Source organism: Paenibacillus sp. SZ31, assembly GCF_012912005.1.
Lineage (GTDB): Bacteria > Bacillota > Bacilli > Paenibacillales > Paenibacillaceae > Paenibacillus.
Genome location: NZ_JABBEA010000001.1, coordinates 423,691 through 444,818, shown reverse-complemented (window position 1 = coordinate 444,818; position 21,128 = coordinate 423,691). Strand labels below are relative to the sequence as shown.

Genomic DNA, 21,128 nt, shown 5'->3' with positions numbered 1-21,128 from the left:
AAGTGTGATCAGGAAAATCATCACATTTTATTTCCTTTTTTCATTTTGTGGTTTTAACCAGGTAATTATGCATGATATTTCATATGGGAGGGTAAGAGCGAATGATTATGAACGAACGAATTGCAGCGTGGAATGAGGAAGCACAGGAGTGCACTTGCGGCCATCAACACCGAGTGGTGGATATGCTGATTCATCTGGAAGCTGGGGCCATTCAGAGGTTACCAGGTTATTTGTCTGAGCGAGAATACGGTCGGGTGACGGTTGTTTATGATCGACATACATTACAGGCCGCTGGATCTGATGTCTTGAGCAGTATACGGGAAGCGGGAATTCATGTGGATGAGATCGCTCTGACGGAGAATCGTACGGGTGATATCGTTGCGGATGAAGCAGCTATTGTACAGGTCATGTTGGGTGTGAACCTGGAAAGTCAGGCTGTCATCGCCGTGGGTTCAGGTACCATCCATGATCTGGTGCGATTTGTATGTTCCAAAATGAACAAGCCTTTTCTGTCCATACCGACAGCGGCTTCAGTGGATGGGTTTACCTCTGCAGGTGCACCCTTAATTGTAAGCGGAATCAAACAGACATTTCAGGCTGTTCCGCCTGAGGCCATCTTTGCCGATATGAATATCCTGGAGCAAGCTCCACAAGTGATGACGGCTGCCGGATTCGGAGATATGCTTGGCAAATATACTTCCCTTGCAGACTGGATTGTTTCTCGTGATCTGGGCGGGGAACCGTTCTGTCCAGTCGCTTATCGGATGACAGAAGAAGCGCTGAACAGCTGTATAGAACATGTGCAAGCGATTGCAGAGGGACGAGCTGAGGGAGTAGCTGTATTAATGGATGCGCTGATCGTTTCGGGCATCTCCATGCTGATCATTGACCATTCCCGTCCAGCATCTGGAGGTGAGCACCACCTATCTCATATCTTGGAGATGGATCTGATGCAAGCGGGTGACAGACCGGTTCTGCATGGTGCGAAAGTTGGCGTAGCTTGTACATTACTTACTGTAAAATATAAAGAACTTGCACAGACATCGGGCGAACCCGTGTTTGGGATATATGACCATTTGCCGGAGCCTTCTCAGCTTATCGAATGGTTGGAACAAGTAGGCGGACCTGTGACTATTGAACAATTGGGTGTAACTTCGGAGATGGTGGAGCATGCGTTCACGACAGCGCATACGCTTCGTCCTCGATATACCGGATTGAAATATATTAATGAAGTGTTGAACACAAGGTAAGGATGACTTTCATGAAGAACGGTCTTCTTGAGTTGTATAAGCTTAGCTTGTAGAGCACTGTAATGGCTCTGGTTGGAAGCAAAAGGCGAAGAAGGGTAGATTATCTGACATTACCGCCAGAAGAGCCAGGAGAGCACTTCAGGTTCGGGAGAGAAGGGATGCAGTTTATTTAAAAAGGCTCTGGCCTCCTTAAGGGAGAGCAGAGCCTTTTGGCTGTTCGCTTATTTAGTTGTTGCGACGATCTTTCAAGATGACATCTGCGAACAAAATAGTTTTCGGGATGCGGAAAAATTGCTCCGCTTGTTCCTGAAACGCAGCAGAAGGCAGCGTTCCCTGATGCAGCCATTTGCGGAAAGTGCCGGGATGAACCCCGATCCAGTGGCTGACATCTGTCACCGACAAATCATGGACCATACACAAGCCTGTCAGAATACGGTTACTAACCGGAGAACGGGTCACTGTACGCTTCATGAAGCGAGATGACTCGGGTTGACATATGACAGGGCTATTGCGGACCACTTCTTCATTGAAGAGAATATGACGCGGGTAGCCGAGTAATTGGCAAGTCTTGTCCAAATTGGTACTGCCGGGTATCCGTCCTTCATACACCCACGCACTGACACTGCGTGAAGAGATGGAGAGGTCTTCAGCGAGCTGAGATAACTTGATATCATTGGCCATCAGCACGGCAAGAAGAACACGATTGCGGATTTGACAGCGTGTCGGTTTGCGGAATCGTTTAACACGGACACCTTTTCCCAAGTATTTACGGTTGATCAGAGACCACGCCTGGATGGAATGTTGTTCTGGTTGATTAGGCATATTTCCTCCGATTTTTTTTAACCAAATACTACAATAAACAACGGGGTACTTTCAAGTGCCGGGTTTACCGGTTACAAATGCGTCAATGCGTCAATTCACAATAAAGAGGGAACTACGAACTAGACCATGCGCAATTCACATCCTAGTATATTCCTAGATTACAATGTTTCACTAAAAATGAGGGAACAAATTGAACAGGAATAAAAATAATATAGTTCTAATTACTCATTTGTAGGTCTAAAGAACTTTTATCTATTTTTGTTGATATGATGCGGTTTATTTCCCTGAATTCCCCAAAAACCTGTGATTTTCGTTACCCGGTTGCATAGAGGATGTGCACAAATCTGAAATGATAAATCCGCAAGTTCAGCATGACATGTGACCTGTCAAATCTCTTACTCTTACATATATTGTAGGGTACTCAAGTGTAAGGGAGAGGTGAGGAACGTGAATCTATCTGTGAATGCCTTTGCTGCTATCTCGGGAGCATTTGTTACGTTTGCTTTTGGCGGGTGGGATCAACTGCTGAGCCTGCTCGCGGTCGCAATGGCTGTGGATTATATCACAGGTTTGGCAGCGGCGGTAAGAACGGGTACAGGGTTGAATAGCAACATTGGGTTCTGGGGGATTGCTCGCAAAGGGCTCATGCTGACCGTTGTCTTGCTTGCCCACCGAATTGACCTGCTGATGGGAACCGATATTATCAAAGGCGGAGCCATTTATTTCTATCTGGTGAATGAACTGATTTCGATTACCGAGAATTATGCCAAAATCGGACTTCCATTGCCAGGGAAGCTCAGACAGGCCATTGCCGTGTTGAAGAAGCAGGAAGATCAGGAGTATCTGACGAATCGGGAATGGTCCAAACCGCAGCAAACCACGGACAGCATCAAGCCACAGTCTGAAACAGGACAAACTTCGCAGAATGAATCCACGAAACAGACGGAGGATGGATCTCAAGAGAAATCCGAACCGAAAGGAAACGGTTCGGATTAGTTTTTCATCTCAAGAGAACGTTTGCAAGTAACCTTTCGTAATAGAGGACGTTATGATATATTTTGGATACACGAAAATTCATTCATATCTACTATTATACTAAACGAGGTGCTTGCTCAGATGATAAAACATATTGTCCTGTTCAAAATGAAAGATCGCTCACCAGAAAGTATTGAAGCCGCTGCCCAGGTGCTTCGCAATCTGGATGGTAAAATTGATGTTCTGGTTTCACTTGAAATCGGGATTGATGTGCTTCGCTCGGAAAGATCATTCGACATTTCACTTACAGCGGAATTTGCATCACTGGAGGATCTTCAGGCGTATCAGGTGCACCCGCTCCATCAGGAAGTAATCAAGTATATGAATGAAGTCAGAGAACAGTCGATTGCAGTGGACTACGAAATCTAATCTGTCATTCACACTACGTTGAGATAAAGGGGACTCTGCATGAGCGATTTAAGAGACGTTATGGAATTTCTATATATTTTTATTGTGTTTCTGATCGCTTGTCCTGTGATGATATTCTGGCTTAAGCGAAGAGGGAAACGTAACCGATAACTCACTGAACGGGAAGTGGACGAATGTATTATGTGAACAGAGAACAGATTGCCCGCCGGCTTGCTGCTGTACCGGAAGTGGCCGAAGGGCTTCGCCGGGCAGCTCAGGCCTGGGATGGCAGTCTCATGCTGGGGATGGTACAGGAACGTTGTCTTCACCTGGCGATTGAAATTGTTACCGATGTGGGGAGTTATCTGATTGACGGCTTCATCATGAGAGATGCGAGCAGCTATGATGATATTATTCAGATTAATTATGAAGAAAAGGTTTTTGATAATGCGACCTATGAGGTATTGCGTCAGCTTGTCACGTTACGTAAGCCGCTGGTGCAGGATTATTACAGTTGGGAGCGGGCTGAGCTTCATCCGCTTAGCGTAGAGTTACCGAGTGTACTTGAACATTTTATTACACAGGTTAGCGACTACGTGGAAAAAGAACTTGGTCCTTTCAATGCGGCACAGCCCGAGGGACAGCGTAAGGAATGAGGGAAATCGCATGACAAATGAATCAAAAGAATTCAATGAAGTGAATACTGAAAGCAAAGATACAAATGAAACACCTTCCGGATTCCATCCGGTATATATGGTTGAACTCTTGTTCCGGGAACGTCCGGAGGTGGATCGCCTGCGATTGCAGGAGGCGATGATTCGTCACACAGGACAAGTCCGACTGGATGTGAAGCAAGGCGGCGCAGAGCAGGACCATGAAATGCTGGTCTTCTATCATCTGAACCACAAGGTATCTTTCCAGGAAGGAGATATCCCTGCACAGACCTGTATGCTTCCTGTCAATGAAATTGCAGATCGTGCACGCTTTGGCGGAGCTTTGCAGCAAGCATGGCATTGGCCGGAAGCAGGACAAGCTGTAGAAGCTGCGCGTTACTCCATTCGGATACATGACATGTTCACAGCAGCCATGCCTCGCAAAGAGCGCCTCGAGCTGTTCCAGAAGACTGTACTGGCAACCATGGAGAGCTTATCTTGTGATGCGCTGTATTGGTACGGCAGTGATAAGTTGGTTGAACCGGAAGCATATGCACAAGCACAGGAACGTGAGGAACATCTGTATGCGGCCATGAACGTTCGAATGTATCAGGCCGGAGGTACGGAGGAACAGCGTGAGTTGGTCATGGACACAGTAGGATTATCTGCACTGGGTGTGCCTGATGTACAGTGTCACTTCGTCGGTCTTGATCCGGATACGGTGGCCCAGACCTTACTGGGCGCAGCGTATTACATATTTGATCAGGGGGATGTTCTGCAAGATGGACAGACACTGGGTTCTTCCGGCGGACGCCGCTGGCGTTGTGAGCATCAGGCGGCACTGATTGCACCAGGACGCTATGTCGTTGATTTGCACCCTGGGGATGAGCATGCGGCGGCTGATCTGGAGCCGGCTCGTCAGACCTGAGTTTATGTGAAATGCTGAGAAAATACAGGTGCAAAGAGCACGTTCAGATTATTTTTAACATCTGGAGTGTCAAGTCAAGCCTGTGCTGCTTATAATGCATCAACAGAGTAGGCATTCGCCCGGATGGGTGAGCGACAGGCCGTTGCTTCTGATCCGGTACTTAAACGAAAGTAAAGGGAGAGATGTGACGTGAAGGATTCTAACAAAAGTTTGTTGTGGGGAGCTCTGATCGGCTCCGTGGTAGGTTCAGTAACGGCATTGTTGCTGGCACCGAAATCAGGACGTGAACTTCGTCAGGACATTACGGAAGGTGCTCGTCAAGTATCAGAGAAAGGTCAGGAACTGGCTGGCAAAGTGGGGGAACAAAGCTCACAGATCGTATCCAAGGTCAAAGAGACCGCGGATGTCGTAATTCAGGATATTCAATCCTGGCGGAACTGCGCTGAAGGCAAAGAAATCCGCATTTCCGCAGTCATTACAGAACCCGATACGGACAAAGTAGCAGATGAGTCCGGGATCGACATTGTAGCGAAGCTTCCTGTGGATGAGTCCAAGGACGACAACTAAGCAAAGCTTGGAATTGCAGGCTTTCCTCGATATAGAGGAGAGCCTGCTTTGTTGTGTGTCCATACATAGATGACACAGTGCGCGGGATTTTATTTGAACCCTGCGATGAAATCGGGTAAGATGTAGGTACCTTTTTGCCAGAATGTTCATACGGTAGGAAGAAAGCTTTGGAAACAATCGTTTGAGAACCAATTCAATGAAGAAGGAAGCGGTGTGTTCGTGCAGCAAGCAATCGCTATATTAGACTCCGGTGTGGGGGGATTGACCGTCGCCAAGGAAGTGATGCGTCAGCTCCCGCGGGAAAAGATCATTTATTTTGGGGATACTGCCCGGACACCGTACGGACCCCGTTCGTCCGAACAAGTGAAACAATTTACGGAACAAATCGTTGATTTCTTGATCCAATTCGATCCGAAGGTTATCGTTATCGCCTGTAACACAGCGACAGCAGCCGCGCTGGATTATATCCGTGCCAAGGTGAATGTGCCTGTCATCGGTGTTATCCATCCAGGTGCGCGGGCCGCAATCACAGCGACACGTACAGGACGTATTGGTGTGATTGGTACCACGGGTACCATTGGCAGTGGGGCTTATACATCGGCACTCAAGCAATTGTCCCCCTACATCGATGTGGTCAGTCAGGCTTGTCCGGCGCTGGTGCCGTTGGTGGAGCAAGGTGAATTTCGTTCCGAGCACACGACACATACGGTGGAGCAATCATTGGATGAGATCAAACAGCAGCCAATAGATTGTCTTATTCTGGGTTGTACGCACTATCCTTTTCTCATGGACACCATTCAGGATGTTATGGGACAGGAAGTGAAGCTGATCAGTTCGGCAGATGAAACGGCACGGGAAATCAGTACGATTTTATATGATAAACGAAAGCTGGCCAGTGGGGATGAGACCCCGGTGCATCAATTTTTCTGCACTGGCGACCCACGCATGTTCCAGAATATCACCCGCCGATGGTTGGGAGAGCAGATCTCGAAGACCCCTGTGGTCTGGCAGGTGACGCAATTACCATAGTTATACGCTTAAGTATGCGAGGTTAGGACTTATAAAATAATGCCATTGGCTGTGCGACATCCCGGAACTGTGGAGTTCCGGGATTTTTTGTCATAATTCCGCATGAAGAGGCGATGAACATGATTCATGTCACATGACGGACAACCCGACTTGCATATATATAATACAGACACGAAATTGGTGATTGGTGAGAACCGGACAGGAGAACCGTCTTTTCCTGTGGAAAGGAGCACAACATGGAACAGCAGTGGATTATCGTTCAGCGGGGAGATACGCTGTCGCGAATTGCGTCAGCACACCATATGACCAAAGAGTTACTTGCTGCACTAAACCCAGAAGCGGCCTCCCAGCCTTACCTTCTGGCAGGTCAGATGTTACGTATTGTCCCCGGGACTGGTCGCAGGTACGCTGTGTCGCCTGGAGAAAGTGTAGGGGGGATTGCAGCGCGCTTTGGTCTGGACGAAGAGGTGTTACGCCAGGCCAATCCCGAAATCGCCAATATTGCCGACTGGGTTGGGCGTTGTATTCATATTCCGGCTTCGAATGGAAAAACTATTGTGAAGATTCAGGGAGAGTATGGTTATCGAGAATTAATCAGGGATATAGACAAGCTTGAGAATGAATACCCATTTATCGAGACGGGTTCAATCGGAACAAGTGTCATGGGTAAGTCACTGCCTTATTTGCGTATCGGGCAAGGGCAGAGACATATTCATGTTAACGCTTCCGTTCATGCTAATGAGTGGCTGACAACAGCAGTTCTGATGAAATTTATTGAAGAATATGCCCAGGCATATAGCACGCATAAGGCATGGCATCAATTTCAGACAGAACGCTGGATGCAAGAGACAACACTCTGGGCAGTGCCGATGGTTAATCCGGACGGGGTCGAACTAGTTCAGGAAGGTGTGGTCAATCAGCATCCACATGCACAGCAGTTGTTAGCCTGGAATGCTGGCAGATCTCATTTTACACATTGGAAGGCTAACATCAGAGGGGTGGATCTGAATGATCAATTTCCCGCCCATTGGGATGAAGAGGCAGCGAGAAGAGGTGTGACCTCACCTGGCCCCCGGGATTATGCAGGAACAGCTCCATTGACAGAACCGGAGGCGCAGGCACTTGCGCAGTGGACGCAGCAGCACACATTCGCTGCGGTTGTCTCTCTGCATAGTCAGGGACAGGAGATCTATTGGAACTACCGTGATCTGGAACCCAGAGAGAGTGCGCCGCTGTCACGCAGACTCGCCAAAGCTTCGGGCTACAAGGCAGTGAAGCTTGGCGGTAGTGATGCCGGATACAAAGACTGGTTTATCCAAGCGTTTGGTAAACCGGGCTTCACGGTGGAAGTCGGATTGGGTGTTAATCCGCTTCCCGTAGAACAGTTTGATGATATCTGTATAGAAGTCGGAATGTTGCTGGCTGAACTGTTATCCAATGGGTAATGAAGTTAGGGCTTGGTTAAGAAGGTGTGAAACTTAACGGTAGATTATTCGTATAACAGGAACGGACGCTATAAGCGACGTTCCGTTTTTATTTTTTTTGAAATCACATACTACTTCATTGGTTCTGAATGGTTTTTCAAGAACGGATAATGATGTGCGTGTCGTTTTACCGACATATATAATGTTACGGAGGGATTCATATGAAGTGGAGAAGACTGCTGTCGTTCAAACGATGGACACAAGTTTTCAAAAGGCTCCCCCGGTTGCTCCGGGCTCCGCAGATTCCTTTGGGAGAAAAGCTGTTGTTTATTATTCCAGCCTTGTTGTACTGGGTACTTCCGGACGTCATGCCGTTTATGCCCATCGATGATATCGGGGTGACGTTGATTCTGATGAACTGGTTTGTAAGCCGTGCAGAACGCAAATATCCTGTGCTTCAGGAAGGGGCTCCTTCTTAATTTGTACCTAAATGGATAGGTTTAACAATGAATTCGCATCAATGTTATTGCGAAGAGCGGTAACTTTCTTTACAATAGATGCTGTAGTTTAAGAATGCTGAAATTGTTGAAACCAGCAATTACAATATAGGAGATGAAGAGAATGAACTGCAAAATTACGCGTAATGCTGCTAAAGTATTGAAGCTTGAATTGGACAAGCCGGAGAACGAAGGAAAAAAACTGCGCGTTGTCATCACCCATGCACATGGTGACCATGCTCACTACGGCCTGGATATCGACACACCAAAAGAAAATGATACGGTTGTATCTACCGATAAAGAGATTGATGTCATTCTCGCGAATGATCAGCCTTTGTTGAACGGTGTTAAAATTGACTACCTCTACTTCCCGGAAGAGGGCTTCGTTATTACGAATCCGTCCCAAGGTAATCACGGCGACCACTAAGGGCGCGAAGAAGGGGAACTCATGGCTAACGATATCCGCGTATGCGAAAAATGTAATCATGTCCGACTGAAATCGATTGTGCCCAAGTTGCAGAAAATGGCTCCGGACACGGAGATCAAGATTGGGTGCAAATCCTATTGCGGACCTTGCGCGAAACGTGCGTTTGTCTTTATCAACGGTCGGTACATTAGTGCTCCGACAGAAGAAGAAGTGCTCGCCAAAGTCGCAAAGTTCGTGAAGTAATAGGATGTAACAAGGTGAGTGGAGAAAACTGTCCACACATCGGAAAGGAGGGGCGATGTGCCTCTCCTTTTTTGCGTTTGGGTAGGAGTGAAAAGATGTGTTACTCTATAGCGTCTTTGATCATTTCAGTAATTTCGAAGGTATCTTCTCGAATTTCAATGGCTATGACGGTAGTATCCTTTTTCAGAAAATGTACATGTCCCATTCGTTTTTCCTCCAATTCGACCCAACCTGTATCCGCTAACTTCTGAAAATAATCCATTGGTGGGTATAGTCCTTGCTCACCCCCAATATGTTTCAATTCGTAGTTAGCGCCTTTTTTAAGGTTAGGATCATCGGAATAAGCTATGCCTTCAATAAGCGTGGCATTGCTTGGAACTGGAATGTCTGGGTTAATGTATGATCCCGTATAGCCTGTTATCTCGTATGTTGCAGGAGCGCAACCTTGTATCCAAATGAGCATGGGCAACATGCACAGAGTCAATACTATTTTCTTCAAATGATTTCCTCCTAAACCGGGATGGGTACCTTATAAACGCAGCAAGACAGGTTAAGGTTACGACAAAAATGAAAAAGAGAAATAAGAAAGGCCCGAGTCCGATCCATGGTCCTTCTCCGACAGTATGTCGAATGGTCGCTTAAAATTCTGTGAGAAGGTTAATAGAACAAGAGCAGGCAAAATTCCATACGGGAGGTACAGAATGACAAAACATATTACAGATTGTACGATTCTGAACAACGGAGTAACGATGCCATGGCTAGGATTTGGAACATATAAAGCAAAAGGCAAGGAAGTGCAACAGGCGGTCGAGACGGCTTTGGAGGTCGGGTATCGGAGTATTGATACCGCGTCCATCTATGGCAATGAGGAAGAAGTGGGACAAGCTATCGCAAGCAGTGGTGTTGCCCGTAACGAACTGTTTGTGACGACCAAGCTCTGGAACGAGGATCAGGGATTTGATTCAACGTTGAGAGCATTTGAAGCCAGTCAGAAGGCACTGGGACTGAATGTGATTGATCTTTACTTAATTCACTGGCCTGGCAGAGACCAGTACAAGGAGACGTGGAGAGCGTTCGAACGTCTATATAGCGAAGGAAGCATTCGTGCGATTGGTGTGAGTAACTTTCAAGTACATCATTTGCAAGATATCATAGATGAAGGTGGAACGGTGCCTGCGGTGAATCAGGTAGAGCTGCATCCGGGTCTGATCCAGCAGGAACTTCAGGATTTCTGCGGGGCGCAGGGAATTCAACTGGAGGCATGGAGTCCTATTATGAAGGGTAAGCTGAACCAAGAGTCGACACTTAAGGCATTGGCCCAGAAATATGGGAAAACACCGGCACAGATTATTTTGCGCTGGGACATTCAAAACCAGATTGTGACGATTCCGAAGTCGGTTACCCCCGAGCGGATTCGTGAGAATGCGGACATCTTTGACTTTGAATTGTCACCTGATGAGTTGAAGTTAATTGATGCGCTGGATTCGGATAAGCGGACGGGTCCACATCCGGATCAGATGTTTTGGGATTGAGTGGGTAGACGCTAATTGAATATAAGTATTTGATGAACTACTTGTGTTTGTTCCGGTTACGGATTGTTCTTTCGATCGCTGTTGTCTCCAATTTTTTTTTGATTCCTCTTCTCAGAGGATAAAATTTGAAGACAGCTTATGCTTCCGATGCAGCTTTCTTGCAGAAAGCTTTCAGGCGAACGCTCCGCTTCTTCAGAATCGATTCCTTCCCCTCCACAGTAACTGTTCATCAAACACAAATATATACAATGAGCTAGAGTGGTGTTTAGCATATAAAAAAGCAGCAGGATCGGGGAATATTCCCTAATCCTGCTGCTTTTTTTTGAATTGGCTTAATTTTTTTTCGGGACTTCGCATCCGTCATCTGTGCAGATGCCACTGCCGTCTGTTTCTGTTGTGCTGGATTCAACCATGGTGAATGGGGAACGTTCGTCCCATGCTTTCTGAATGGCATCCAGGAATACCTCGTCCGGCTGAGCGCCCGATACGGCGAACTTGCGGTCGAACACGAAGAACGGTACACCGCGGATGCCTAGTTGCTCGCCTTCTGCTTGGTCAGCGCGGACATTGTCGGTGAATTGATCGCTGGACAGTACTGCCGCAGCTGCATCGCGATCCAGACCTACTTCTTCTGCCAGCTGAGCCAAGACTTCAGGGTCGCCGGAGTGTTTACCTTCAATAAACACAGCTTGGAATAACCGCTCGCTTAGTTCAAGCGCTTTGCCTTGTGTATCCGCCCAATGCGTTAACCGGTGAGCTGAGAAAGAATTGGTAGGAATCATGGCATCGATATTGTATTCCAGTCCTGCTGTGCGAGCATTGGCATTCATCTGAGCATTCATGCCTTGTGCCTGTTCCGCGCTAATATTATATTTGGAAGCCAAATATTCCGTATTGGTTTTGCCTGGGTTCAATGCAGCATTTGGATCAAGCTCGAAGCTTTTGAATTGCAGCTTCACTTCATCACGATGTGGAAATTGTTGCAATACATTCTCTAGGCGGCGTTTGCCGATATAACAGAATGGACACAGAAAATCAGACCATATCTCGATATTCATATTGTTAAAACCTCCATCATCCATATAGTTGAAACTAATATAGTTACAATTATAAAGCCACTTTCTATAATTCGCAAGGAGTTTGCTATTTATCCCTGTATGCCTTGGACCAATGGTAAGGTTGAATCTCGTCCAGTCTTTTGAAGACCAACTGACCAGCAGGATCATATACGGCAGCCTTAACTTCTTCACCCCAATATAACAATCGTTCCTGGCATACGCCGCAGGGCGTAAGGACCTTGAATTCCGAATGCTCGTCATCACGAGCGATACAGAGGGAGTGGGTGACGCGTTCATTCAATTTGTGGGCCTCCAGATAAGCCCCTGTTTCCATACACAGATGCGTGGCATCGTTGATGACCTATGGAGCTACGCTAATCAGCAGGGAACCAGCTTCGGTATAGACTGCACCCGCACCGCCCCATCCCTGAGGATAACGTTGCTGTAAAAGTTTGCGGCTGCATCGAACAATTGTTTTTCAATATTAAATGGTCCTGTGTGTGATGTCATGTAATGAGAGTTCCCCTTTTTAGCTTGTCATTACGATATTGCTCATTGAGATGTTGCTGTTGAACTGTCTTCCTCTCGGAAGCGCTGAATCAAATCATAGGTAATCACGGTGTCCGAGACATGCAATCGTTTGGTTGCTTCGTCATGGGCGGGACGGCAAGCATTGATATCTGTTTTGTCACGTGAGGACAGGTCATAACAAGCGCCATTCTCGTAGACATAATCATCCGATGGAATATAGAACACAGAACCATCCGAGAATGCACCATTACGCAGCACAACCATACGTGCAGACCCATCATATACGTCGTTACCCATATGATAATAGGACTTGTCGGACAAGCCGAGCAGATGTAGCACGGATGGCGTGATGTCCAGTTGCCCCGAAGGTTCGTCGATGGTTTCGGCAGCTGCTCCGTCCGGTAAATGCACGAGCAGAGGCACCTCGTTCATGATCTGTGCCATATCCAGTTCGTTCAGTGAACGTCCCAGGAACTGTTCGTATTGGGATTGTTCTTTAATCGAGTTGTCGTGGTCCCCGTAGAACATAAAGATGGTATTTTCCCATAATCCCCGATTTTTTAGATCCTCCACCATCTTGCCGAGCGCCGAATCCACGTAATGAACGGATTGCAGATAATCACCGAACATCGTACCCTGGAACTCGCCTACATCCAGCTGCTGCTTTTCTTTAGGTAAGGCGTATGGATGGTGACTGCTGAGTGTAATGAGGAAGGAATAGAACGGTTCGGTAACCTCACTGCTCATTTTCTCAACGGATTGGCGGAAAAAGGATTCGTCAGACAAGGACCAGCCAAGCGGGTCATCCTGTGCAAAATCATTTTTGCTATAAAACTTGTCGTACTTCATGTTCTGATACATCGTATATCGATTCCAGAAGCCACTCTCATAAGCGTGAAATACGTTGGTGCTGTACCCGTTATCCTTCAGAATAGAAGGAAGGGAATCATACGTATGGTCTGCATAGCGTACAAACGCGGATCCAACCGGAAGCGGATGTAGGGAAATGTTTGCTCCAAAATCGGCATCTGACGTTCTGCCCTGACCTGTCTGGTGGTAAAAGTGGCTATAATACTGACTTTCTTTCATCAGTTCATTAAAATGCGGTGTGATCTCCTGACCGCCAATGCTCTGGCCAATCATGAAGTTCATAAAAGCCTCACCCTGGACAATGATGACATTGCTGTCCTTATATTTGCCAAACAAAGTATCGTTCTGTGGTTCAGCTCCTTGCCTTTCAGCAAAGAATGCCTTTGCTTGTTCAACATCCGCGGGTTCAGCCTGCGGCCCGGAGCCAATGTGGTCTTTGGCATAGTTGTACAGATCATAACCGTGAAAAGCGAGAAGTCCGGTCACATTGTACATGGATACATTCCACCAGTTGTTATCGAACAGGCCCTTGGCCCATGTTTTACTGTAAAAATAAATCGGGCCGACAGCGAGGCCGAGTCCCAGCACAAGGGCAATGCTGCCAGCGGTAAGACGACGGCGTAACCGTGCCTTGCCATCATTGTACGAATAACCTCCATAGCCATGATCAGATGCACTGGAATGCTTCGAACGGTAACGTCTGCCGAATAGTACGATAGCTGCGAACGGAATGACGACAAGCCAATCAGCAAAGAACCAGAGATCGCTTGTGTAGATTAGTGTAGCGATGCTGTCCCCTAATGCGTCAACTTGTCTGGCCTGTAACAATACCGGGATGGTCAAGAAATCCTGGAAATAGCGATAATACACCATATCGGCATAGATTAGTGCGGTAAGCAGCAGGTTAAGCACGGCCAGAGAGACGATCATGCCTCTACGAGGCAGCCACCAGGTCCAGAAGGACAGGAGCAGTAATGATCCAATGGCAATGACTTTATCCAGCAGTCCCATCGTAATGTTGTAGGCATGAAGATTGTGATGGAGCCAGATGAGTTTGAGCATCATGAGCACAAGAAAAATAAGATATAACGTTAGTGGATGATTTAGAAGCCCGCGTGGCATGGAGCTGCGCGTAGGCCGAGTGACAACCATATGTATGTCCCCCTTGCTTTCGTTGTTTTGTAATCGGAATGTAAAATAGGGCTCCATCCATTATAGCGTGGCCTCATGGGTTTTCAACTATGCCCCAGGGAGAATTGATTTCTGTCCAAACGAAGGCCAATGACGGCTGATTCATATGATCGGAAAAGCGCACAAAAAAGTGCCCAAGCCATGGATGGCAAGGAGCACTCTGTATTTGCAATACTTTAAGAAGATTGTGGTGCTTTATTGCGTGGGGGCAGTGGGCCCAAATACTGATAGTACTGGGTTTCGATTCGTCCGTTGAACAACTTGCGACGCTTGTCTGCCTTATGACCGAAATACTCCTCGAAAGCTTTGGTTGACGTGATTGCAAAAAAGGACCATGTTGGCATGTCGAGGTAACTGCGCCCTAATGAGCGGAGCAACTTCTGAACTTCTTTCTCTTCACTCAAACGTTCACCATATGGAGGGTTGGTAATGATGACACCATAATCACCCTGTGGTCTGGCGCGATGAGCGGGCAGGACGCTAACTTCAATATCTTTGGCGAAGCCGGCACTTTTGATCGCTGCCATAGCAACTTCAATCGCTTCGGGATCGATATCGCTACCTGAAATCTGTAACGGGATATCGTCACGTACAGCATCGAATGCTTCTTCGCGCGCCTGTTCCCACAATTCTTCAGGAATGACAGCCCAGTCCTCGGAGTTGAAAGTCCGACGAAGTCCTGGTGCAATGTTCCATCCGATCATAGCGGCTTCAATCAGCATTGTGCCTGATCCACAGCATGGATCATAGAAGGGACGGGATACATTCCAGCGACTGAGCTGAATAAGAGCTGCAGCAAGCGTTTCTTTCAGTGGTGCTTCGGTTACGAGTTTACGATACCCCCGTTTATGCAGACCTGGTCCCGTCGTATCTAAAGTAAGCAAGGCGCGATCGTTCAGCAGAATGACCTCAATCACATAACGAGACCCATCCTCTGGGAACCACTCCGTGTCATAAGTCAGTTTCAGTTTCTCTACGATTGCTTTCTTCACGATCCCTTGTGATGCAGGCACGCTGCTCAACTGAGATTTTTGGGAGCGACCCTCTACAGGAAATTCGCCGTCAGCAGGAATCCACTCTTCCCATGGAAGTGCTTTGGTGCCTTCAAACAATTCGTCGAATGTTGTAGCAGGGAATTCACCCATTTTGACCAATACCCGATCCGAACTTCTCAGCCACAGATTACACCGGCAAATATCAATATAATCCCCAGTGAAGAAAACCCGTCCATTGTCGATCGTAACATCCTCATACCCCAGTTGCTTCAGTTCCCGGGCAACAACAGCCTCGAGTCCCATCGCCGAGGTCGCAATCAATTGCAATTGAGCCATGTGATTCATTTCAACTCCATTTCAAGCTGGAGAAGGGAAATCCTTCTCTCTGCTGTATAGTAACGGTGCGGCCTTGCCGCTTTCCGTGAAAAAACTTACAATGAGAAATGCGGTGAACGTATGCATTCCTCTTTCGAGGGAGTGCACCAGTCAACCGCCTGTGTTGATAACAAACATTTATTATAGAACATTGGCATCCATATGGAAAGCAGTCCAAGTGTCCAAGGAGGATTTTAGTGGTGAATCTGACCCCTGATGAATATGTAAATCAATTATTTCAAGAGGATGACCTTTTGCTGAAAGTGAAAGAGGCCATCCGTTCGAACGGCATGCCGGAAGTTTCGGTTGCTGCAGCGTATGGACGTTTGCTCACGTTTCTAGCCAAGACATCCAAAGCGGAAGCTGCGCTCGAAATCGGCGTATTAGGCGGTTACAGTGGGATATGCATTGCACGCGGATTGCGTGAGGAAGGAACCCTGACGTCTCTGGAACTGAAAGAGGAATATGCGGCAATGGCGCGTGGTCATCTGGAAGAAGGCGGTTTTGGGGAAAAGGTCGAGTACCGGATTGGCCCGGCGGCAGACAGCCTGGAACAATTGGAACAGGAAGGTCGCACATTCGATTTCTTCTTTATTGACGCAGACAAAGAAAACTATCCGGTATATCTCGACTATGCCATCAAGCTTGCTCGGCCAGGTGCGGTCATTGTGGGTGATAACTGTTTCCTGCGTGGTCGTACGCTGAATCCGGACAAGCAGGGTCCGGCCGTGCTTGCGGTTCGTCGCTTCAATGAACAGATGGCAAGTGACCCGCGTCTGGTGACGACGATGTTGCCGGACTACGATGGGCTCGTACTTGCTTGGGTGAAGTGAGAAGAGGTTGAGGTAACAAAAAGAAGAGACGGCACACCTTGAATGTCAGGGGAGTGTCGTCTCTTCTTTTTGTCCAGATTTATAAAGGATGAGTGCTTTCTTATACTTCCGGTGTTCCGTACGTTTCAAACCATTTTTTGATGGTGTCAAAATCATCACTGAAGGACAAGCCCAGCATCAATAATACACGAGCTTGTTGTGGACTCAGGTTGTCGCCTGCGATAATACCTTTGCCACCGCCATACACACTTCCTGAACCCGTCCGAGTGGTGGTCACGAAGATTACACCTTCTTCAATGGCTTTGGTACGGGCTTGTCCCATAGCTCTGGAGATGCCGCCAGCTCCTGTGCCGGAGGTTACGATGCCTTGTGCACCGTTGCTCACGAACCCTTCGATGGCTCCGCCTCCAGCTTCTTGATAAGAGATCGCAATTTCTACTTTGGCCAGATCAGCCTTTGTGATTTTACTCAGATCGAATACAGGCTTCGCTGTGCCTTCGGGTTTCAAGGCGCGTGCAGGAGCGCGGTAGATTCGAATGTTTTCTTCATCAATATATCCTACAGCACCGAGCATCGGTGTTTCGAACGTGTCTGTCCGATAATCATTCGTTTTGCTTACACCACGTGCGAGTTGAATGGTGTCATTCAACATCAGTACCGTTCCGAATGAAGTGGTACGACCACTGCCTGCAAGTTTGATGGCGTTGTACAGATTGGCTTGAGCGTCAGAGCCGATGACAGTCCATGGACGCATGGAGCCTGTAATCACGACGGGTTTGTCACTTTGAACCGTCATATCGAGGAAATAGGCGATTTCCTCCATTGTATCTGTACCCGTGGTAACCACAACGCTGTCATACAGGGCAAGAGCTTTGTCCACCGTCTGCGACAAGTCATAGAGATCAGCCATGCTATAGGAGCCTGAACCTGAATTTCCGAATTGGAGCGTGCTAACATCAGCAATCTTCTGCTTATCCGGTAAGGCGTCTACCATCTCTCCAATGGGAAGCGTACCTGCCTTGTAGTTCTGGAAGCTGGTTGCATCCTCGGATTGACCGGCAATCGTTCCGCCAGTTCCGATCACCAATACATTGGGGAGTGCAGATTGCTTGGAGGAGTCCGGTACAGCAGGGATGGAGGTGTTGCGAGCCGGAGTAGTAGTTGATGTCTGAACAGCGCTTGTTGTACCTTTTACCTCGGTAGCTGCGTGCGCAGCGTAGGTTCCGATGGGGGACAACGAGATCGTTAACGCTGTTAAAGCTGCAGTACTCCATACGGCCCAGGGACGAAGATTGGATGTTTTTCTCATGAATAGCACTCTCCTTCAAGTAAGTGTGATGTTAAGTTTGTTGAGAAGAATATGTATACCATTTCAAAATGATTGTATTTCATGTTAAGTAATATGACAATTGTAGATATGGATAGAGTAATCGGTTACATTCATAGATATTGCGAGTATATTGATTATTTATAAGGGGAAATGAAAGAATATTCACTCTAATAAAGCTAGAACAGAGATGGTTTTGGTAGTTTTGAAGAATAATTAGACATTTATGTGTTAGTTAATATTACATATTGAGGCTTTTGTCCTGATAAAACGAAGTATTTCAAGAGAGGGAATGTTGAATGCGGGTTTATAGCAGAAATGGACCTTCCACAATTAATATTTAGCACACAGGCTAGTATAACGAGAGGTAATTAGTAGCGCGTAGATAGGTAATGGGTCTCAATTACGTTCCAAAGATTGGTTTCGTTATGGAGTTATGTTTATAATAGGGGTGATTATCATATGTAAATAAATATATAATATTGATTGGAGGAAAAACGATGAAACAGGCACCCAGAAAGTATGCAAATTACATTCCGATTCGTGAATTAGAGAGTGTGGAAGAGCGGCTATCTCCCTTCCAGGTGTACGCAGAGCTTCGTGATAACACTCCAGTCCGATATGATGAGCATCGAGAATGTTGGGATATTTTTAATTATGAAGATGTGAAGTACGTTCTTAAAAATCCGAAACTGTTCTCTTCTGCACGTGATCGTGCCAATACGAGCATGCTGACGACAGACCCTCCCAAGCACAAACAACTGCGTGATCTGGTGAATCAGGCGTTTACACCCAAGGCCATTGAAGCATTGGCTCCGCGTATTCAGGAAATCACAGATGAGTTAATTGCTCCACACCTGTCAGAAGGGCATATGGAACTTATTGATGACCTTGCGACGCCATTGCCCGTCATAGTGATTGCTGAATTGATCGGAGTCCCTGCGACGGATCGTCAAAAGTTCAAGGACTGGTCTGATGTGTTGGTAAAGGGTGCGCGAGATGACAGTGAGCAGGCTTTCCAGGAGTTATTGGAGGAGAAAAAAAGAAATATGCAGGAGTTGAATATCTATTTCACTGGCATTATGGAAGAACGTCGGTTGCATCCGCAGGATGATCTGATCTCATTACTGCTTGCTGCGGAGATTGATGATCAGCAATTGACTTCAGATGAAGTGGTAGGCTTCTGTATTCTCTTACTTGCTGCCGGTAATGAAACAACAACCAACCTGATTACCAATGCGGTTCGTATTCTGTCTGAACAACCTGAGTTACAACAGGAGTTGCGCGAACATCCAGAACGGATTACTTCTGCGATTGAAGAGACGCTGAGATATTATCCGCCAATTGTCGCGATTGGGCGGGTCGCCAAGGAAAATGTAGTGCTGAATGGACAGACAATACAAGTTGGAGATCAGGTGATTTCCTGGGTTGGATCAGCCAATCGGGACGGTGCGCAATTCGAACGCCCAGAAGATTTCATCTCTGATCGCAAGCCGAACAAGCATATGGGATTTGGATTTGGCATTCATTTTTGTCTGGGTGCACCGCTTGCTCGTTTGGAGGCAAGGGTAGTTTTGCATACGTTGCTTCAGCACATGGAGCACATTCAGCTTGTACCGGGAACGGCTCTGCAACCGATACAAAGTGCCTTTGTGTTTGGTGTGAAACATTATCCGATACAATTCAATCTAATAAATAAATAATGAATGGCACATGAATGACAAAAGCCGCTTTCAGGCCAATTAGGCGCTGGAAGCGGCTTTTTCAAATGGAACGTTAATATGAATGGGTTTAAAAATAGGTAGGGAATCAGGATTCCCGAATCGAAGCAGGTTTGTTGTACAATTTGAATCTGACCCAAACCATATTGAGCAGCAGCAGTCCACCAGAGACGATAAACAGACCTTCAATCCCGATGAATCCTGCCATAAAACCTCCAATGATCGCTCCAAGCATGTTGCCTAGCGCCAGAGTGCTCGTATTAAAACTGAATGCCCGGCTAATCATGCTATCTGATGTATAGGAACGGATCAGGGCATTGACGCTTGGAAGCAGGCCACCCATGAACACACCCATCATGAAACGAACAAGAATGAGCTGCCACACGGTCTGAACAAATGCCTGCGGGATAAGCATGAGTCCTGTTCCTATGAGTGAGAACGTAAGCACCTTGTGAGGGCCGATCCGGTCACTCAGCTTCCCGAGAATCGGAGACATGGCCATATTGGATAGTCCTGTAACTGCACCGACCATTCCTGCCCAGAAGGCCACGTTTACATCCGAAGCATGCAATTTCTGCACATACAGCGGCAAGAGTGACATGGGGCTAATCATCGCAAACTGTAACAGAAACGTCACAGCAAACAGTGCGGGCAGTTGAGGTGACTTATTCAATTCTTTCAGACCGGACAATACGGATTGTGCCGGCAGTTTGGCTGCTTCTTGACGGTCGAATTTCTCTCTCACCAAGAACATGGCGAGCATGGAAGCGACGAAGATCAGTCCACCTGTAATGTAGAAAATAGGGCGGAAGCCTACCGCATCCGCTAGCAAGCCACCAATGAGCGGACCCAGGATTGTGCCGGCAACCTGCCCGGACTGACTGATTCCCATGGCAAAACCCATCCGGTCTTTCGGAGTGGTACCCGATATCAGCGCAACAGCTGCAGGATTGAAACCGGAGATTGTACCGTTAAGCAAACGCAATAAGAGAAGCTGCCAGGGATTCTGTGCCAGACCCATGAGGGCAATCACGATGGCCATCCCGAATCCTGAACGCAGCAGCATCACCTTTCGACCATACTTGTCCGATAACTTGCCCCAGAGCGGTTGGAACAAAAATGAGGTGAGGAAATTGGCTGCAAATATAAATCCGGCCCATATGCCAATTTCATGTTCCCCAACAACGCCCAGATCTCTTGCGAGATAAAGGGACAAAAATGGGGTAATCATGGTCATGCCCGAATTGACCAAAAATTGTCCGAACCAAAGCACAATGAGGTTTACTTTCCACGTTTTCAAAGTGCTTTCACTTCCTTTCAAAGATATTTCTGTAATTCTCTAAAAAACACCATTCTTTCATTATAACATAATTGGCATATGGGGGATGGGTGTAAGGAATGTCATAGTATTGTCACGTAGAACGCATCTGCATGTGGTTGTTACGGCAGTTTAAAAAGGGCATAATGGTAAT

Annotated in this window: 20 protein-coding genes and 2 pseudogenes; 14 read left to right on the top strand and 8 right to left on the bottom strand. The window is 47.1% G+C overall.

What is annotated here, in order from left to right; translation table 11 throughout:
- Positions 1–101 precede the first annotated feature (101 nt).
- Positions 102–1,250: a sn-glycerol-1-phosphate dehydrogenase gene (locus tag HF638_RS02080; RefSeq protein ID WP_169478654.1), complete on the top strand. Its 1,149-nt coding sequence runs from the start codon at positions 102–104 to the stop codon at positions 1,248–1,250.
- 225 nt (positions 1,251–1,475) lie between these two features.
- On the opposite strand, the gene HF638_RS02075 is transcribed toward HF638_RS02080, so the two are convergent.
- Positions 1,476–2,072, bottom strand: coding sequence for a helix-turn-helix domain-containing protein (locus HF638_RS02075; RefSeq protein ID WP_017689431.1), 597 nt, complete (start codon positions 2,070–2,072; stop codon positions 1,476–1,478).
- Between the two features lie 438 nt (positions 2,073–2,510).
- Between HF638_RS02075 and HF638_RS02070 the strand changes: the two are divergent.
- The 10 genes and pseudogenes from HF638_RS02070 to HF638_RS02025 all read left to right on the top strand — a co-directional run.
- A pseudogene (locus HF638_RS02070) lies at positions 2,511–2,903 on the top strand (phage holin family protein); the annotation flags it as partial.
- Positions 2,904–3,188: 285 nt separating this feature from the next.
- Complete coding sequence (locus HF638_RS02065) at positions 3,189–3,476, top strand: Dabb family protein (protein ID WP_169478652.1); 288 nt, start codon at positions 3,189–3,191, stop codon at positions 3,474–3,476.
- Positions 3,477–3,649: 173 nt separating this feature from the next.
- Entirely contained in the window at positions 3,650–4,111 is a 462-nt protein-coding gene (locus HF638_RS02060) for a DUF86 domain-containing protein (protein WP_169478651.1), read from the top strand.
- Between the two features lie 10 nt (positions 4,112–4,121).
- A complete protein-coding gene (locus tag HF638_RS02055) occupies positions 4,122–5,036 on the top strand; it encodes a DUF4261 domain-containing protein (protein WP_169478650.1) in 915 nt (304 codons plus the stop codon).
- Positions 5,037–5,225: 189 nt separating this feature from the next.
- Entirely contained in the window at positions 5,226–5,603 is a 378-nt protein-coding gene (locus HF638_RS02050; protein WP_169478649.1) for a YtxH domain-containing protein, read from the top strand.
- A gap of 219 nt (positions 5,604–5,822) precedes the next feature.
- On the top strand, positions 5,823–6,632 hold the full coding sequence (racE, locus tag HF638_RS02045) for a glutamate racemase (protein WP_169478648.1): 810 nt from the start codon (positions 5,823–5,825) through the stop codon (positions 6,630–6,632).
- A 236-nt stretch (positions 6,633–6,868) separates the two neighbouring features.
- Positions 6,869–8,077 carry a M14 family metallopeptidase gene (locus HF638_RS02040; protein ID WP_169478647.1) on the top strand — a complete coding sequence of 403 codons (1,209 nt, stop codon included), beginning with the start codon at positions 6,869–6,871 and terminating at the stop codon, positions 8,075–8,077.
- Between the two features lie 200 nt (positions 8,078–8,277).
- Positions 8,278–8,535 (top strand): hypothetical protein, encoded by a 258-nt coding sequence (locus HF638_RS02035; protein ID WP_017689423.1) that lies wholly within the window; start codon positions 8,278–8,280, stop codon positions 8,533–8,535.
- Between the two features lie 142 nt (positions 8,536–8,677).
- Positions 8,678–8,980, top strand: coding sequence for a heme biosynthesis protein HemY (locus tag HF638_RS02030; protein ID WP_036609727.1), 303 nt, complete (start codon positions 8,678–8,680; stop codon positions 8,978–8,980).
- Between the two features lie 21 nt (positions 8,981–9,001).
- On the top strand, positions 9,002–9,223 hold the full coding sequence (locus tag HF638_RS02025) for a YuzB family protein (protein ID WP_017689421.1): 222 nt from the start codon (positions 9,002–9,004) through the stop codon (positions 9,221–9,223).
- Positions 9,224–9,323: 100 nt separating this feature from the next.
- Here HF638_RS02025 and HF638_RS02020 read toward each other — a convergent pair whose 3' ends face one another.
- The gene (locus tag HF638_RS02020) at positions 9,324–9,722 is read right to left on the bottom strand and encodes a hypothetical protein (RefSeq protein WP_169478646.1); all 399 of its coding nucleotides are present in this window, start codon (positions 9,720–9,722) and stop codon (positions 9,324–9,326) included.
- Positions 9,723–9,924: 202 nt separating this feature from the next.
- Between HF638_RS02020 and HF638_RS02015 the strand changes: the two genes are divergently transcribed.
- Complete coding sequence (locus HF638_RS02015; protein WP_169478645.1) at positions 9,925–10,755, top strand: aldo/keto reductase; 831 nt, start codon at positions 9,925–9,927, stop codon at positions 10,753–10,755.
- 332 nt (positions 10,756–11,087) lie between these two features.
- Here HF638_RS02015 and HF638_RS02010 read toward each other — a convergent pair whose 3' ends face one another.
- From HF638_RS02010 to HF638_RS01995, 4 genes and pseudogenes are all read right to left on the bottom strand, one after another.
- Entirely contained in the window at positions 11,088–11,813 is a 726-nt protein-coding gene (locus tag HF638_RS02010) for a DsbA family oxidoreductase (RefSeq protein WP_169478644.1), read from the bottom strand.
- Positions 11,814–11,898: 85 nt separating this feature from the next.
- Positions 11,899–12,323 (bottom strand): annotated as a pseudogene (locus tag HF638_RS02005) (cytidine deaminase).
- 42 nt (positions 12,324–12,365) lie between these two features.
- Complete coding sequence (locus HF638_RS02000) at positions 12,366–14,366, bottom strand: LTA synthase family protein (RefSeq protein ID WP_169478643.1); 2,001 nt, start codon at positions 14,364–14,366, stop codon at positions 12,366–12,368.
- A gap of 215 nt (positions 14,367–14,581) precedes the next feature.
- Positions 14,582–15,736 carry a THUMP domain-containing class I SAM-dependent RNA methyltransferase gene (locus HF638_RS01995; protein ID WP_062833614.1) on the bottom strand — a complete coding sequence of 385 codons (1,155 nt, stop codon included), beginning with the start codon at positions 15,734–15,736 and terminating at the stop codon, positions 14,582–14,584.
- A gap of 239 nt (positions 15,737–15,975) precedes the next feature.
- Here HF638_RS01995 and HF638_RS01990 point away from each other — a divergent pair, with 239 nt between their 5' ends.
- Positions 15,976–16,608 carry a class I SAM-dependent methyltransferase gene (locus HF638_RS01990; protein WP_169478642.1) on the top strand — a complete coding sequence of 211 codons (633 nt, stop codon included), beginning with the start codon at positions 15,976–15,978 and terminating at the stop codon, positions 16,606–16,608.
- 100 nt (positions 16,609–16,708) lie between these two features.
- On the opposite strand, the gene HF638_RS01985 is transcribed toward HF638_RS01990, so the two are convergent.
- Positions 16,709–17,917, bottom strand: a complete 1,209-nt coding sequence (locus HF638_RS01985; RefSeq protein WP_169478641.1) for an asparaginase — start codon at positions 17,915–17,917, stop codon at positions 16,709–16,711.
- Between the two features lie 518 nt (positions 17,918–18,435).
- Between HF638_RS01985 and HF638_RS01980 the strand changes: the two genes are divergently transcribed.
- Complete coding sequence (locus tag HF638_RS01980) at positions 18,436–19,638, top strand: cytochrome P450 (protein WP_169478640.1); 1,203 nt, start codon at positions 18,436–18,438, stop codon at positions 19,636–19,638.
- 106 nt (positions 19,639–19,744) lie between these two features.
- On the opposite strand, the gene HF638_RS01975 is transcribed toward HF638_RS01980, so the two are convergent.
- A complete protein-coding gene (locus HF638_RS01975) occupies positions 19,745–20,956 on the bottom strand; it encodes an MFS transporter (RefSeq protein WP_169478639.1) in 1,212 nt (403 codons plus the stop codon).
- Positions 20,957–21,128: the final 172 nt, after the last annotated feature.

What these genes read in the sequence shown, in the direction of transcription:
- HF638_RS02080 (WP_169478654.1), top strand. Translation starts at nt 102, where the DNA reads ATGATTATGAACGAACGAATTGCAGCGTGGAATGAGGAAGCACAGGAG.
- HF638_RS02075 (WP_017689431.1), bottom strand. Translation starts at nt 2,072, where the DNA reads ATGCCTAATCAACCAGAACAACATTCCATCCAGGCGTGGTCTCTGATC.
- HF638_RS02065 (WP_169478652.1), top strand. Translation starts at nt 3,189, where the DNA reads ATGATAAAACATATTGTCCTGTTCAAAATGAAAGATCGCTCACCAGAA.
- HF638_RS02060 (WP_169478651.1), top strand. Translation starts at nt 3,650, where the DNA reads ATGTATTATGTGAACAGAGAACAGATTGCCCGCCGGCTTGCTGCTGTA.
- HF638_RS02055 (WP_169478650.1), top strand. Translation starts at nt 4,122, where the DNA reads ATGACAAATGAATCAAAAGAATTCAATGAAGTGAATACTGAAAGCAAA.
- HF638_RS02040 (WP_169478647.1), top strand. Translation starts at nt 6,869, where the DNA reads ATGGAACAGCAGTGGATTATCGTTCAGCGGGGAGATACGCTGTCGCGA.
- HF638_RS02035 (WP_017689423.1), top strand. Translation starts at nt 8,278, where the DNA reads ATGAAGTGGAGAAGACTGCTGTCGTTCAAACGATGGACACAAGTTTTC.
- HF638_RS02030 (WP_036609727.1), top strand. Translation starts at nt 8,678, where the DNA reads ATGAACTGCAAAATTACGCGTAATGCTGCTAAAGTATTGAAGCTTGAA.
- HF638_RS02025 (WP_017689421.1), top strand. Translation starts at nt 9,002, where the DNA reads ATGGCTAACGATATCCGCGTATGCGAAAAATGTAATCATGTCCGACTG.
- HF638_RS02015 (WP_169478645.1), top strand. Translation starts at nt 9,925, where the DNA reads ATGACAAAACATATTACAGATTGTACGATTCTGAACAACGGAGTAACG.
- HF638_RS02010 (WP_169478644.1), bottom strand. Translation starts at nt 11,813, where the DNA reads ATGAATATCGAGATATGGTCTGATTTTCTGTGTCCATTCTGTTATATC.
- HF638_RS02000 (WP_169478643.1), bottom strand. Translation starts at nt 14,366, where the DNA reads ATGGTTGTCACTCGGCCTACGCGCAGCTCCATGCCACGCGGGCTTCTA.
- HF638_RS01995 (WP_062833614.1), bottom strand. Translation starts at nt 15,736, where the DNA reads ATGGCTCAATTGCAATTGATTGCGACCTCGGCGATGGGACTCGAGGCT.
- HF638_RS01985 (WP_169478641.1), bottom strand. Translation starts at nt 17,917, where the DNA reads ATGAGAAAAACATCCAATCTTCGTCCCTGGGCCGTATGGAGTACTGCA.
- HF638_RS01980 (WP_169478640.1), top strand. Translation starts at nt 18,436, where the DNA reads ATGAAACAGGCACCCAGAAAGTATGCAAATTACATTCCGATTCGTGAA.